Below are 13,211 nucleotides of genomic sequence, written 5' to 3'. Positions count from 1 at the left end.
CTGTGTCGCAGCAGAAACCTTATCGGAAAAGGCGCAGTAAAAAACCTCTCACCATCCCGCAAAAGCCATGACTGTTACGAATCCTGAAGAGGAAGCTCAAGTTCGTAAGGCAATTGACGAGCTGACCGAGGCCCTGCGCACCAAAAACGTTGACCAAATCAGCGCCGCCTACGCCCCCGAAACCGTGATGTACGTGCTGGCCCCGCCCCTGCAAAACGTGACGGGCCAGAACGCGCCCGGCGCGGCCGGCGTGCGGGAGTGGCTCGGCAGTTTCCGGGGGCCGCTGGGCTACGACAGCCGCGACCTGCACATGGCCGTGAGCGGCGACCTGGCCCTGGCCTACCGCCTCATCCACATCAGCGGCACCCGCACCGATGGCAACGCCACCGACCTCTGGGTGCGCGAAACCCTGGGCTTCCGCCAATTGGATGGAGCCTGGAAAATTATCCACCAGCACCAGTCGGTGCCCATGTACATGGACGGCAGCAACAAAGCGGCGGTTGACCTCAAGCCCTGACCGCGCCCGACACCTACGTATCACGCTAATTTTCATTCTTATGCACATCATTCTGGGAGCAGATGGCCACGTGGGCTCGGCCACGGCGCAGGCCCTGCTGGACCGGGACGAACCGGTAACGGCAGTATTGCACAGCGACCGAAAAGCGGCCGAATGGCAGCAGCGAGGGGCCCAAGTGGCGGTGGCCGACGTGCACGATGTTGACGCATTGCGCCGGATATTCCGCCAGGGCCGCCGGCTGTTTTTGCTCAACCCACCCGCCGACCCGGCCACCGATGCCGCCACCGAAGAGCGCAAAACCGTGGCCGCCATCGTCGCGGCCCTGGCTGATTCGGGCTTGGAAAAAATAGTGGCCGAATCGACCTACGGCGCGCAGCCCGGCGACCAGCTGGGCGATTTGGGCGTGCTCTACGAGTTGGAGCAGGCGCTGGCGGCGCAGTCCATTCCGGCCAGCATCATCCGGGGCGCCTACTACATGAGCAACTGGGATGCGGCGCTGCAAACCGCCCGGCAGTCCGGCGAAGTCCACACCTTCTACCCGCCGGATTTTAAGCTGCCGATGGTGGCCCCGCAGGACCTGGGCCAGGCGGCCGCCCGCCTGCTGCTCGAACCCGCCACCCAAACCGGTCTGCACTACGTGGAAGGCCCCGCCCGCTACTCCCCGGCCGATGTGGCCGCCGCCTTTGCCGCCGCCTTGCACCGGCCCGTGGTGGCGGTAGAAACCCCGCGTGCCCAGTGGCCGGAGGCACTGCACAAGATGGGCTTCTCCGACAAAGCGGCCGAGTCTTTCGCGGCCATGACAGCCCTCACGCTGGGCGCTGACTTTCCGCCGCTGTCCGCCGTTGAGCAGGGGCCTACCACGCTGCCGCAATACGTGCGGGAGCTGGTGCAGCAACAACCGCCGGAAGCCGGCCACTAACGATAAAAGGCCCGTTTTCCGGTTGGAAACGGGCCTTTTTTATGAAGGAGTTTAAAGAAGACAGCACTCAACTGCCTCACCGCCCCGCGTACAGCATGCGCCGGTAGCCCAGCGTCAGCACGGCCGCCACCACGGCCGCGTACACCAGCAGCGTCTGGCTGATGTGCAGCCAATCGTAGCTAGCATAAACCTGGGGCGCGAAGCGGGGAATGGCGTCGGCATCGGCCGTGGTGAAGGTGCGGTAGGTTTGCTCCGAGGCCATTTTGGGGTAGAAGAAGCGCTGCTGCTGGAGGCGGAACTGGTCCACGTCGAGGCTGAACTGGTTGAACTGGTGCCAGTGCGTGCCCGCCAGCGCCGACAGCACCTCCTGCAGCAGCAGGGCCGGACTGATGAGCTGCCAGCGCCGGATGGCCGCCTGCTGCCGCTCAATCTGGCCGTAGAGTCGGCGCTCGGCCACCCGGGTGGCCTGGTCCTTGATTTCCTGGCTTTTATACACGATGACGCCGTAGCCGTACACCATGCCGGGCGTGACCACCGAGGCTTGCCGAATCTGGGTGCGGGGGCTGCTGAACACGTCCTTCGTGAGCAGTTGCCCGTCCTTCTTGAAGTAGTTGTTGATGGCGTTGCGCTCGTCGGTGCTCAGCGTGATGCGGCTCGGGATGGGGTAGGCCCGGTTAAGGCCGATTTGCAGCAAGTTAGGCACCAGCAAACCCAGCAGAAGCCAGCCGAAAATCAGCGTCATGGCGTTCACGTTGGAGCTGAGCGAGAAGCTGTTGACCCAAAACGCGACCGCAAACCAGAACGCGAAGTACAGCGACACGAACCCCACCAGCCACCACCAGTTGCTGGTAGCCAGGAAGGCCGGCCCAATCAGCAGCGCCAGCACCGGCCCCACTATCAGCCAGAAAAAGCCCGTGAACAACCCATACCGAATGCCGATGCGATAGAGCAGTAGCCGGGCAATGGACTGGTTGCTGGTTTTGAGCAGCACCCAGGTGCCCTGCTCCTTTTCCGATGACAACACATTATAAGTGAATACGATGATGAGCAACGGCAGCAGGTAGATGACCACGAAGGCGAAATCGAACGTGCCCACGAATTGCAGAAAGCCGTTGTCAATTTCGCCCTCATGCACCAGATACTGCTTCTTGTTGATGTACACCTTGTAGTAGAACGGCTGCACCTCGCTCTGCCCCGTAACCAGGGCCTGTAAGGCAAAAGGCTGCTTCACGGCGTATTGCGGGCCTTCGTTGCGGGCCGTGTTGTAGGCAAACGTGGGGTCGTCCCAGATGAAGCCGGGGTAGCGCATCCCGGCGGCCTCGACGCGCCGGATGCGGGTTTTAAGGCTGTCCGTCTGCTCCACGCCGTGGGCCCGAATGCGGCCAATGGTGCGCTGCTGCTGCCGGAGCAGGCTGCTGCCAATCCAGAGCGAAGCCAGCAGCAACGCCAGGATGAGAGAGAAAAGCGTGACCAGCACCCGGTTGCGGTACAGCAGCGTCAGCTCGTGGCGCCACAGCACGCGGGAAATAGAGACAGGCATGTTTTTGATAAGCTATTAGCTCTGTTTTAAGAAAATGGAGAATCAGGCGGTCTGTATCAGGACGATGTAGGGGCGGGGCTTGCCCCCGCCCGCCGTTGAACGGAATCGACCAACGGATGCGAATAGCTGGGCGGGGGCAAGCCCCGCCCCTACATCGTTCTGATAGACCACCCAAAAAAATCAAACCCTCATGCGCCGGTAGGCCAGCAGCATCAGCCCCAGCGCGGCCAGTAGCCAGCCGAGCAGGATGGCCATGGGGGCCGCCGCGTTGCTCAGCCGCCAGCCGAGGCCCGGCGCGGCGTAGGCGAACTGCGGCAGCGTTTTCCAGAAGTCGTTGCTGGCCACGGTGTTCTTTTGGTAGAAGCTGTCCACCAGCACACCCATTCGGCGGCGGTGGGCTTCGGCCTGCTGCGCGAAATCCTGGTGGGTATTCATATCGGTGGCCGTGAGGTGCAGCGAGAAGTCGCGGAAGGCCAGGAAGGGCGAGAGCAGGGCGCTGGCCAGCACCAGGCGGTTCTGGCGGCCCTCGTTGGCCTCGATGGCGTTGTAAGCGTTTTCCATCACCCGGCCATCCGTTTCCTCGAAGTATTCGATGGTGATGGGAATGAAAAACACCGGCAAATCCTCCAGGCGCTTGACGTGGTACTGCTGCATCACGCTGTCGGCCAGGTGCTCGCGGCGGAAGTCCTTGGTGCCCTCGCCCCCCACGCCGTACTGCTTGTCGTGGAAGGTCTGGTCGTCAAACGCCACCGACGACACCGCCGGGTGCACCTGCCGCGCCAGCTGGCTCGCCAGCCGGGGCACCAGGAACACGCCCAGCAGCCAGAAGCCCGTGAGCGCCACCAGCGCCAGCGACGAGCTGCGCGCCAGCAGCGACACCGACACCCCCAAAATGGTGAGCAGCAGCGCGTACAGCACCAGTCCGCCCGCGTAGCAGCCGTACGAGGGCAGCACGCCGCCCGCGCCGGGGTGCGCCAGCAGCAGCGCCAGCGGCACCAGCACCAACACCGCCAGCACGGCCAGCACCAGCAGCCAGCAGGCCAGCAGCTTGCCCGCAAACAGCTGCCGGGCGCTCACCCGCGCGCTCAGCACCATCTTGATGGTGCCGTTTTCCCACTCCTTGGCAAAAATGTTGTGGGTGATGAGGAAGATGAACAGCGGCAGAATGAACTGGGCGAAGTAGCCGATGTTCAGGAAACCGAAGGCGCGCAGCCCCGTGGCGTCGCTCACTTCCCGGAACTTCACCACGCCGCGCTGGTGCGGCTCCAGGTAGAAGGACGTGCCGGTGTAGTTTTCCAGGCCGTTGTCGAGCAGGGCCAGGTCGGCGGTGGGCTTGTAGGCGTAGAAGCCGAAGTGCGCGCCCAGGTGCGGGTTTTTGTCGCCCTGCGTAATGAACTGCTGGTAAGTGGTTTGCTGCGACTCGCGCAGCAGCGCGCTGTGGGTGGTGAAGTACGAGTAGCCGTTGTAGAGGGCCAGGCCCACCAGCACGCCCACGCCTACCAGCAGCCAGGCCACCTTGCTGGTCCGAACGATTTCGCGCAGCTCTTTCTTGATAATCAGGCCAATCATTAGGCGGGCTGGTTAACGGTGGCGAGGTAGAGGTCGGTCAGCGCCGAGTAGGAGGCGTCGGCCGAGCGCAGTTCCTGCTCCAGCACGCCCTGGTGCATGATGCCGATGCGGTGGCCCAGGTTTTTGGCCATCAGCAGGTCGTGGGTGGCCATGAGCGTGCTCACGCCCTGCCCGCTAAGCCGGGTGATAATCTGCGAAAACTCGTTGCTGGCGTGCGGGTCGAGCCCGGAAGTAGGCTCATCCAGAAACAGCGCCTTGGCCTGCTTAGCCAGCGCGATGGCGATGCCCACCTTCTGGCGCATGCCCTTGGAGTAGGAGCCCACGCGCTTATCCAGCGCCTCGGGCTGCAGGCCGGCCGTTTGGGTGAAAGCTGCCAGCTCGGCTCGGCTGTAGGTGAAGCCCGAGAGGCCGCTGAAAAACGCCAGATTTTCCAGCCCCGTCAGCGTGGGGTAAAGGTTCACGATTTCGGGAATGTAGGCCACTAGGTTGCGCGTGGCGTGGTTGTTTACCGATACTTCCACCCCGTCAATCAGCGCCCGCCCGCTGGTGGCCGGAATGAAGCCCAGGAAGATGTTGATGGTGGTCGATTTGCCGGCCCCGTTGGAGCCCAGCAGGCAGTAGATTTCGCCGGCCCGGATTTCCAGGTCCAGGTTGTCGAGGGCGGTGTGGTCGCCGAAGCGCTTGGTGAGTTTTTCTGCTTTCAGCATGTAAAGGGGTTGGTATGTAACAAGTAAGGTTGGTGAACGGTCATGCTGAGCGGAGGCGCAGCCGTAGTCGAAGCATCTCTACCGCAGCAATAATCAAAGCCGCCAGCAACGAAGCGGTAGAGATGCTTCGACTGCGCTCAGCATGACGGCCTTTAAGTCTTCATGACGGCCGTTGTACCCATCAATTAAAAAGCATAGCCCAGCGACAGCCGGCCGTTGATACCCGCCTGCGGCACCCAGTAGTAGAGGCCGCTGCGGAACCAGGGCGTGGCAATCAGCTTCTCATCGAGCAGGTTATTAATCAGCAGATTGACCCGGACGTGCTCCGAATGCCAGCCCACGCCGCCGTCGAGGCGGAAGTAGTTGGGAATGGCGCGCGCAGTGGCCGTCACGAACCGCTCGCCCCGGTCGGCCTGCCACTGGTAGCCCAGCGAAAGCGTGAGGCCGCGCACCAGCCGGGGCGGCAGCTCGTAGTTGAGCCAGGTGTTCTGCACGTGCTTCACGAACATGGGCGTACGGGCGCCCACCAGCAGCGGGTTCAGGTCCTTGTCCACTTTCGAGTCGTTATAGGCGTAGTTTACCACCACGTTCAGGCCCTTCAGCACCTGGCCCACGATGTCCACGTCCACGCCCTGGGCGTGGTTTTCGCCGGCCACCAGGCGGTAGCGGCTGTCGGTGGGGTCGGGGGCGATGATATTGGAGCGGGTGATGTAGTACACCGCCACGGCCGAGGTCCAGCGCCCGTCCAGCCAGTTTTTCTTCACGCCGACTTCGCGGTTGATGCCCTTGAGCGGGTCGATGGACGCGCCCGCGCTGGTCACGCCCGCCTGCGGCACCAGCGTGCGGTCATACAGCCCGTACACCGATAGGCTGGGCAACAGGCTGTAGCTGAGGCCCACGCGGGGCGTCACCACGTTATCGGAGGCGCTGGTGCTCAGGCCCGACACCTCATTCTTAACCCGCACCGAAGTATAGCGGGCCCCCAGCGTCACGCGCAGCTTGTTGCTGAACAAGCCCAGCTCATCGAGCGCGTAGCCCGAGAAGTAGCGGATGGACTGGTCGGTGTTGTGCGTGTCGAGCCCGCCGGGCGAGGTATAGTCGCGGATTTCGGCGCCGTACTGCGGGTTGCGCAGGTCGAGCGGATAGAAGGTGAGGCGGGTCTGGCCGGCCGCGTTCAGGTAGGTGTCGTACTCCACGTAGTTGGCGGCCAGCAGGCTTTTCTGGTTCACGTCCACGCCGGTCAGCAGCTGGTGCGTCACCGGCCCGGTCGTGAACGTGCCGTTCACGAAGGCCTGCTCCGAGAACACCAGCGAGCGGGTGAGGTCGTACTTGGGGTTGCGCAGCAGCACGTTGGGGTCGGCAGCGTTCACGCCCGTCACCCACAGGTAGGTGCCCTCGCTGTCGTGGCGCAGGGCCGAGCCCCGGGCCGTCAGCCGCCAACTCGTGTTGAACTGGTGGGTGAAGGTGAGAAACGCCGACTGGTCGGTGACGTGGTAGGGCCGCAGGTTCTCCTCGGTCAGGGTGAAGTCGGTGGGCAGGCTGGCAAAGCCGTTGGGCGTCATCACGATGGGACTCTGCATGGCGTACTGAAACCGCTGGTACATGTACTCGGCCGAGAGGGCGGTGCGGTCATTGAACCGGTATTTCAGCACCGGAGCCACCAGCAAGCGCCGGTTGTAGTCGTACTTCACGAATGACTTCGTGCTCATGCCCATCGTGTTGAGGCGGTAGAGCAGCTTGCCCGCTTTGTCGAGTTTGCCGTCGAAGTCGGCGGCCAGGCGGTAGAAGTTGTAGCTGCCCAGCATGGCATTCACCGCGTAGCGGGTGGCGCCGGTGGGCTGCTTGGTGGCCACGTTGAAGGTGCCGGCCGGGTCGCCCACGTTGTTCATGAACAGCGACGGCCCCTTCACGAACTCCACCCGCTCGATGATGGCCGCGTCCTCGGGCGTGGGGCCCCGGTAGAGCGGCGTCACGTCCACGCCATTGCGCAGGGTGCTAATCTGCCCGCCGCGCATAAACAGGTTGGGCCCCAGGTTATTGGACACTTCCTGCCGAATCACGCCGCTCACGTTGCGGCTCACCCCGTCGGTGGTGTTGAAGCTGGCCTGGTCGGCAATCACCTCGGGCGTAATCACCTGAATATTCTGCGACAGGTTAATCAGCGGCGTTTGCAACCGCAGCACGCTGGAGACGGAATTGGTGCTGTATTGCTTGTAGTAGCGCCCCTGCACCGTCACCTCGCTCAGTTCTTTGGTCGAGACTTTCCGCACCGTATCGGCGGGCGTGCGAGTGGTCTGGGCTTGGGCCACCTGGGCCGCGCCCAGCACCAGCAAAAGCAGCAACATTTTGCTCCAAAGACACTTAATCTTCGCTGCCTGCTCGAGCTTTGGCAACGGCATATAAGTAATAGCGCCTCCGGCCCTTGCCGGAGGGTAAATGGGTACCATAAATTTCATAAACGCCGAAAAATGACGTAGCCGGACCCGCAGGCGCAACGGCACACGTCAGATAAATGGATAAGAAGAAAGGCCCAAGCACGTGGTGCTCAGCCGTTAGCAGTCCCTTGATGGACGCTTCTCTTATCCCCGGCGGGGCGGCAGGTCGATTTCGCCCCGATAGCCGGCGGGCACTACGGCCGGGCGTGCCGCCAAACGGGCGGGGCCGGCACTGTACAGACGCGGGGCGGTGGTCACGGGCCCGGCACTCGTGGGTAGGCAGTGCAAGTCCAGGCCTTTGAGGCTGGTGAGCAGCTGGGTGAGCGGCGGCCGCTCGCCGGTTTTCTGCACTTTATACTGCACGCCGTTGCAATCGTCGAAGCAGGCTAGCCGCATGGTGTGCTTCAACTGGCAATCCTGGCTGTGCCGGTAGGCGAAGGGCCGGTCGATAACCTGCGCCGGACGCTCCACCAGGCCGGCCCCCACTACCAGCAGGTAGTTGAGCAGCAGCAGCAAAACGAGGTACGAGCGGGCCACGGAGTCGGAATTTTCCAGACAGACAAGGCGCAACGCACGCCGTTTTCTGAGGGCAAGTACGGAAAATAGTTTGACATAGGTTGTCAGAACCGCCCGCTAAGCTGAAACTAATTTACAATCCGTGACCGTCGCCAACGCCATGTTATTCAGCAGCCAGCAGAGGTGCGCAGACCAGGTTTGATTCCAGTATATTAGGCGCACAATTCCAATTCTCACCCCCCAACCCATTTCCAATTCAATTTCATGAAAAAGCTTACTACGCTGCTCGCCGCGCTCGCTCTGCTGGTTTATTGCACCGCCGCTCAGGCCCAGACCGCGCCCGCCAAAATGGACAAGCCAGGCAAAATGGCTCACCAAGGCCACGGCAAAATAGAGCACAATCACATGATGATGCACGACGGCAAAATGATGATGATGCAGAACGGGCAAATGGTACCCATGACCGAAACCAAGACCCTCGCCAACGGCACGCAGGTGATGGCCGACGGCACCGTGATGATGAAGGACGGCAAAAAAATGATGCTGAAGGACGGCCAGGAAATCGGCACCGATGGCAAAGTACACATGGACAAAATGCACGACGGCAAGATGAAAGGCGGCAAAGGCAAACCCAAAATGTAAGCCAGCATCCGCTGCTCTACCAACGTGGGCCTACCTGCTGATAGCGGGTAGGCCCTTGCTGTTTAGAACTTCAAGGTTTACCCGCTGGCTCCCCTTCCCACTAGGTAGCTACTTCGTTCCTGCCGGCAGCCGGCGGCGTGAAGGACGACGGCAGGGGCTGGAAGCCCTTGGAAAGCACATTTGCGTATAAAAGCGCCGGCCCTTCGCCAACATCCCATTTCCACCTTGCCCTCGCTCCCGTCATGCACTTCCTCCCCACCCTCCTGCTCGCCGGCGCGGCCGTGCTGGCGGCCCCCGGCCCGCGCTACCTGGTGGTGCCCGGCCGCAGCATCGGCACCGTGGCAATCGGCTCCGACCCGCTCAAATCCCTCGCCTCCCTCGGGCCGCCCACCCACGCCGAAGGCGCCCTGGGCGAGTCGTGGAACACCTGGGTGGGCAAGGAAACCGTGGCCGGCAACCGCCCCAGCCAGCTCGATGTGTACTGGGCGCGCCCGGCCGAGGCCGCGCCCAACTCCAAGGCCCGTACCGTGCAGCTCATCCGCACCACGTCGCCGGCCTTTAAGCTGGCCAACGGCCTGCACATCGGCTCGCCGGTGGCCGATATTGCGCCCCTCTACCCGCGCCACGACAAGGCCTTCAACCTGCAGCTCGGCACTGAGGAGCCCCGCTCGCTCCTCGATGCGCCCTTCGACGGCATTGGGTTCGAGCTCAGCCGCCCCACACGCGGCCACTCGGCCGCCATCGTGGCCTTCATCGTCCACGCGCCCGGCGTCATGCTCTACAAACAAGACTTCGGTCTGAAATCCTACCTCGAAGCCCAGGCCAGAAAGTAGGATAGTGAAAGCTACGCCGCTTCCAGAATAAAATCGGCCGGAATATTCAGCGTTTTATGGAGCTTCTTGGCCAAGCTCATCGTCACGCTGGTTTTGCCGTTGAGCAAGTCGCTGAACCGGCTGGCGGGAATGCCCAGCAGCTCGGCCATCTGCTTGCGGTTGAGCTGGCGGTTGAACATCTCAATTTCCAACCGGCCAATCAGCGTGTCGGGCCGCAACGGGCCGTGACCGGCCTTGATTTCGAAATCGTCAATGGCTTCGGCCAAGGCCGCAATGGCCGCGTCGCCTTCGGGAGCCGTGGTAATAAGCCGCTTCAGTTCCAGTAGCGCGGCTTGGTATTCGGTGGCGGTGCGAATAGTCATAGCAAGAAGAAAGATTAAAGTGCGCTTACGTCGGTTTTATCGTAGTCGGCATGCGTACCGATGAACAGGATATATAGCGTGCGGGTGCTGAAATGCACCAGCGTCACCACCCGCAGGCGGTTGCCGCACACGTCAAACACCAGCCGGTCGGGGGCCACGTAGTCGGTATTCCGATACGTTTGCTTCACGGCCAGGAAATCCTTCCAACTGGCGGCGCGGGTCACATCGTACCACTCGTTCAGCGCCCTGACGCAGCCAGGATAGCGAATGGCCGCTTCCTTCACCGCCGCTTTAGCCAGCACCACCATGCGATTACAGATTTTGTAATTCCCTAACGTTTCCGCGAAGCTAACAGTTTGCGGCTGGCCAACAAAGCGCGCTTGCATCGTTCCCGCCGCCCCCACGCCCCCGCCGCGACAGGGCGTGTCGGCCGCCGCGAAAGGGGCGGCAGAAACGTTATGAATTTGTTGGGGCTTGAGAAGTGTCTCTACAAGAAGTAAATTCGTTGCAGACCAGAACTTACCATCTGTGCGTCGTAATCTATGAAAAAACTTCTATTTCTTGTTTTGTCAATTGTCTTATTTACTCAAGAAGTAGATGCACAAATTCGCGTCGAAGGGGTAGTATGGCCGCCACCATCAACTCAAGCGCAAATTGAAGCAGCAATCGAAGATGGATTTCATTCTGGCAGAATTGAAAATGGTGGGGCCGCATGGAGCAATCTGATGAAACAAATACTTGTTAATGACCACCGTCCTATCGCACCTTCCGTTTCTGTCGACTTGTCCAGCTTAAGTGAGCGAGGGTACTACCTTGACAGAACAGGAACCAAGAACTACTGCATTAGCCAGCCAGAGTCCGGCCTGCTTTTTTTAGTACGAGTGGTTAGCTGTGACGACCTATTTCATTATGGGGGTTGCGCACTTGGCATTATTTCAATTTGCCGCTCAGATGATGTCGGCCCTTATCAAAAATTATCAAAAGCACAAAAGCGTGCTTATAAGAACCAGTTGAAACAGTATTTGCTGAGTCCCGGCCGGCTTGCACTCAAATACTGATTCGCTGGGAAGCGTTAAATGCCGCTTCTTGGTTGACAGCTAATCAAACGTCCCCGCCCGCCCCGGCCGTACCTTTGCGGCCTATGAACCTGTTATCCGCCGAGAACATCTCGAAGAATTACGCCGACCGCTGGCTGTTTAAAGACCTCAACTTCGGCCTCAACCTAGGGCAGCGCGTGGCCTTTGTGGGCATCAACGGCACCGGCAAAACCACCCTCATGAAGGTGCTGGCCGGCCTCGAAGCCCCCGACACCGGCTCGGTGAGCGTGCGCAAGGGCATCCGCGTCACCTACCTGGGCCAGAACCCCGTGTTCGACGAAAGCCTGAGCGTGGAGGCCACCATCTTCGCCAGCCAGAACGACACGCTCCGCGCCATCCAGGAGTACGAGCACGTGGTGAACGACCCCGACCACAAGCCCGACGACCTGCAGCGCGTGCTCGAACGCATGGACGCCCTCAACGCCTGGGACTACGAAGCCCAGGTGCAGCAGATTCTGGGCAAGCTCGGCATCCTCGGCGAGCTGCTCACCCGCAACGTGAGCCAGCTCTCGGGCGGGCAGCGCAAGCGCGTGGCCCTGGCCCGCGTCCTCATCGAAGAGCCCGACGTGCTGCTCCTCGACGAGCCCACCAACCACCTCGACCTGGCCACCATCGAGTGGCTCGAAAACCGCCTGAACTCGCCCAGCCTCACCCTGCTGATGGTGACCCACGACCGGTACTTCCTCGACAAAGTGGCCAACGAAATCGTGGAGCTCGACAAGGGCCAGGTGTACCGCTACCAGGGCAACTACGCCTATTTCGTGGAGAAAAAGGCCGACCGCGAAATGCGCGAAACCGTGGAAGTGGAGAAGGCCCGCCAGCTCTTCAAAAAGGAATTGGAATGGATGCGCCGCATGCCCCAGGCCCGTGGCACCAAGCAAAAAGCCCGCATCGACGCCTTCTACGTCACCAAGGAAAAGGCCAGCACCAACCTCAACAAGCAGCAGATTGAGCTGAGCGTGAAAACCACCCGCCAGGGTGGCAAAATCATCGAAGCCGACCACCTGAACAAGAAATTCGGCGACAACGTGGTACTCGACGATTTCAGCTATGTGTTCAAGAAGAAGGACCGGATTGGCCTCGTCGGCCCCAACGGCGCGGGCAAGTCCACGCTGCTCAACATGCTCACCGGCAAGCTCCAGCCCGATTCCGGCACCATCGACGTGGGCACCAACACCGTGTTCGGCTACTACACCCAGACCGAGCTGGAATTCGACCCCTCGCAGCGCGTCATCGACATCGTGAAGGAAGTGGCCGAAGTGGTGGAGCTCGCCAACGGCGACGTGCTCACCGCCAGCCAGTTCCTCAACCTGTTCCTGTTCCCGCCCGCCCAGCAGTACACGCTGGTAAGCAAGCTGAGCGGCGGCGAAAAGCGCCGCCTGCAGCTGCTGCGCGTGCTCATCAAAAACCCCAACTTCCTCATTCTTGACGAGCCGACCAACGACCTGGACCTGGCCACGCTCAACATCCTGGAAGACTTCCTGCTGCACTTCACCGGCTGCCTGCTCATCGTCAGCCACGACCGGTACTTCCTCGACCACCTCGCCGAACACCTCTTCGTGCTCGAGCCCGGCGGCGCCGTCCTCAACTTCCCCGGCAACTACACCGACTACCGCGAGTACCTCGAAGAGCGCGAAGCCGAAGCCGCCCTCATTGAAGAAGAAAAGGCTGCCAAAGCCGCCCGCGCCGCCGCCAAGCTGGCCGCGCCTGTAGCCGTGAGCACCGCCGTAGCCCCCTCGCCCCAAAAGCGTCGAGCCACCTTTGCCGAGAAAAAGGAGTACGAGCAGCTCGAAAAAGCCATGGCCACGCTGGAAACCGAGAAGCAGGACATCACCGCCAAACTGAACGGCGGCAGCGGCTCGCCACAGGATTTCGCCGCCTGGGGTGCCCGCCTGTCGGCGCTGAATCAGGAGCTGGAGGAAAAGGAGCTGCGCTGGCTGGAGCTGGCCGAGCTGGGGTAATCCAGAAAGGCACAGGAAACGAACGTCATGCTGAGCGCAGTCGAAGCATCTCTACCACGCAACGTAATCATTTACTATTGCGGTAGAGATGCTTCGACTGCGCTCAGCATGAC

Annotated in this window: 13 protein-coding genes; 6 read left to right on the top strand and 7 right to left on the bottom strand. The window is 61.5% G+C overall.

Annotation, left to right across the window (positions count from 1 at the left end):
- Window positions 1–67: 67 nt before the first annotated feature.
- Together Q5H92_RS17670 and Q5H92_RS17665 are read left to right on the top strand one after the other, a co-directional pair.
- Window positions 68–517: a YybH family protein gene (locus Q5H92_RS17670; RefSeq protein WP_305012880.1), complete on the top strand. Its 450-nt coding sequence runs from the start codon at window positions 68–70 to the stop codon at window positions 515–517.
- A gap of 40 nt (window positions 518–557) precedes the next feature.
- A complete protein-coding gene (locus Q5H92_RS17665) occupies window positions 558–1,436 on the top strand; it encodes an NmrA family NAD(P)-binding protein (protein WP_305012879.1) in 879 nt (292 codons plus the stop codon).
- Between the two features lie 76 nt (window positions 1,437–1,512).
- Here Q5H92_RS17665 and Q5H92_RS17660 read toward each other — a convergent pair whose 3' ends face one another.
- From Q5H92_RS17660 to Q5H92_RS17640, 5 genes are all read right to left on the bottom strand, one after another.
- Window positions 1,513–2,976, bottom strand: a complete 1,464-nt coding sequence (locus tag Q5H92_RS17660; RefSeq protein WP_305012878.1) for a DUF3526 domain-containing protein — start codon at window positions 2,974–2,976, stop codon at window positions 1,513–1,515.
- 180 nt (window positions 2,977–3,156) lie between these two features.
- The gene (locus Q5H92_RS17655; RefSeq protein WP_305012877.1) at window positions 3,157–4,545 is read right to left on the bottom strand and encodes a DUF2705 family protein; all 1,389 of its coding nucleotides are present in this window, start codon (window positions 4,543–4,545) and stop codon (window positions 3,157–3,159) included.
- Window positions 4,545–5,252: an ABC transporter ATP-binding protein gene (locus tag Q5H92_RS17650; RefSeq protein ID WP_305012876.1), complete on the bottom strand. Its 708-nt coding sequence runs from the start codon at window positions 5,250–5,252 to the stop codon at window positions 4,545–4,547. The genes Q5H92_RS17655 and Q5H92_RS17650 overlap by 1 nt, the downstream gene beginning before the upstream one ends.
- A gap of 185 nt (window positions 5,253–5,437) precedes the next feature.
- Window positions 5,438–7,597, bottom strand: coding sequence for a TonB-dependent siderophore receptor (locus tag Q5H92_RS17645; protein ID WP_305012875.1), 2,160 nt, complete (start codon window positions 7,595–7,597; stop codon window positions 5,438–5,440).
- A 234-nt stretch (window positions 7,598–7,831) separates the two neighbouring features.
- The gene (locus Q5H92_RS17640; protein WP_305012874.1) at window positions 7,832–8,224 is read right to left on the bottom strand and encodes a hypothetical protein; all 393 of its coding nucleotides are present in this window, start codon (window positions 8,222–8,224) and stop codon (window positions 7,832–7,834) included.
- A gap of 243 nt (window positions 8,225–8,467) precedes the next feature.
- On the opposite strand from Q5H92_RS17640, the gene Q5H92_RS17635 reads away from it, so the two are divergent.
- Together Q5H92_RS17635 and Q5H92_RS17630 are read left to right on the top strand one after the other, a co-directional pair.
- Complete coding sequence (locus tag Q5H92_RS17635; RefSeq protein WP_305012873.1) at window positions 8,468–8,845, top strand: DUF6799 domain-containing protein; 378 nt, start codon at window positions 8,468–8,470, stop codon at window positions 8,843–8,845.
- Window positions 8,846–9,087: 242 nt separating this feature from the next.
- Window positions 9,088–9,678, top strand: coding sequence for a hypothetical protein (locus Q5H92_RS17630; RefSeq protein ID WP_305012872.1), 591 nt, complete (start codon window positions 9,088–9,090; stop codon window positions 9,676–9,678).
- 11 nt (window positions 9,679–9,689) lie between these two features.
- On the opposite strand, the gene Q5H92_RS17625 is transcribed toward Q5H92_RS17630, so the two are convergent.
- Entirely contained in the window at window positions 9,690–10,040 is a 351-nt protein-coding gene (locus tag Q5H92_RS17625; RefSeq protein WP_305012871.1) for a helix-turn-helix domain-containing protein, read from the bottom strand.
- 14 nt (window positions 10,041–10,054) lie between these two features.
- Window positions 10,055–10,348, bottom strand: coding sequence for a type II toxin-antitoxin system HigB family toxin (locus tag Q5H92_RS17620; protein WP_305012870.1), 294 nt, complete (start codon window positions 10,346–10,348; stop codon window positions 10,055–10,057).
- Window positions 10,349–10,582: 234 nt separating this feature from the next.
- Between Q5H92_RS17620 and Q5H92_RS17615 the strand changes: the two genes are divergently transcribed.
- Window positions 10,583–11,098 (top strand): hypothetical protein, encoded by a 516-nt coding sequence (locus tag Q5H92_RS17615; protein WP_305012869.1) that lies wholly within the window; start codon window positions 10,583–10,585, stop codon window positions 11,096–11,098.
- An 83-nt stretch (window positions 11,099–11,181) separates the two neighbouring features.
- On the top strand, window positions 11,182–13,098 hold the full coding sequence (locus Q5H92_RS17610; protein WP_305012868.1) for an ABC-F family ATP-binding cassette domain-containing protein: 1,917 nt from the start codon (window positions 11,182–11,184) through the stop codon (window positions 13,096–13,098).
- Window positions 13,099–13,211 lie beyond the last annotated feature (113 nt).

This window comes from Hymenobacter mellowenesis (assembly GCF_030581005.1).
GTDB classification, from domain to species: Bacteria; Bacteroidota; Bacteroidia; order Cytophagales; family Hymenobacteraceae; genus Hymenobacter; species Hymenobacter mellowenesis.
Note: the sequence above shows the minus strand (reverse complement) of the source record. Positions and strands in the feature narration are given on the sequence as shown.

Coding starts and splice junctions, on each gene's coding strand:
- Q5H92_RS17650 (WP_305012876.1), bottom strand. CDS start 5,252: ATGCTGAAAGCAGAAAAACTCACCAAGCGCTTCGGCGACCACACCGCC.
- Q5H92_RS17645 (WP_305012875.1), bottom strand. CDS start 7,597: ATGTTGCTGCTTTTGCTGGTGCTGGGCGCGGCCCAGGTGGCCCAAGCC.
- Q5H92_RS17635 (WP_305012873.1), top strand. CDS start 8,468: ATGAAAAAGCTTACTACGCTGCTCGCCGCGCTCGCTCTGCTGGTTTAT.
- Q5H92_RS17620 (WP_305012870.1), bottom strand. CDS start 10,348: ATGGTGGTGCTGGCTAAAGCGGCGGTGAAGGAAGCGGCCATTCGCTAT.
- Q5H92_RS17615 (WP_305012869.1), top strand. CDS start 10,583: ATGAAAAAACTTCTATTTCTTGTTTTGTCAATTGTCTTATTTACTCAA.
- Q5H92_RS17625 (WP_305012871.1), bottom strand. CDS start 10,040: ATGACTATTCGCACCGCCACCGAATACCAAGCCGCGCTACTGGAACTG.
- Q5H92_RS17655 (WP_305012877.1), bottom strand. CDS start 4,545: ATGATTGGCCTGATTATCAAGAAAGAGCTGCGCGAAATCGTTCGGACC.
- Q5H92_RS17610 (WP_305012868.1), top strand. CDS start 11,182: ATGAACCTGTTATCCGCCGAGAACATCTCGAAGAATTACGCCGACCGC.
- Q5H92_RS17660 (WP_305012878.1), bottom strand. CDS start 2,976: ATGCCTGTCTCTATTTCCCGCGTGCTGTGGCGCCACGAGCTGACGCTG.
- Q5H92_RS17630 (WP_305012872.1), top strand. CDS start 9,088: ATGCACTTCCTCCCCACCCTCCTGCTCGCCGGCGCGGCCGTGCTGGCG.
- Q5H92_RS17670 (WP_305012880.1), top strand. CDS start 68: ATGACTGTTACGAATCCTGAAGAGGAAGCTCAAGTTCGTAAGGCAATT.
- Q5H92_RS17665 (WP_305012879.1), top strand. CDS start 558: ATGCACATCATTCTGGGAGCAGATGGCCACGTGGGCTCGGCCACGGCG.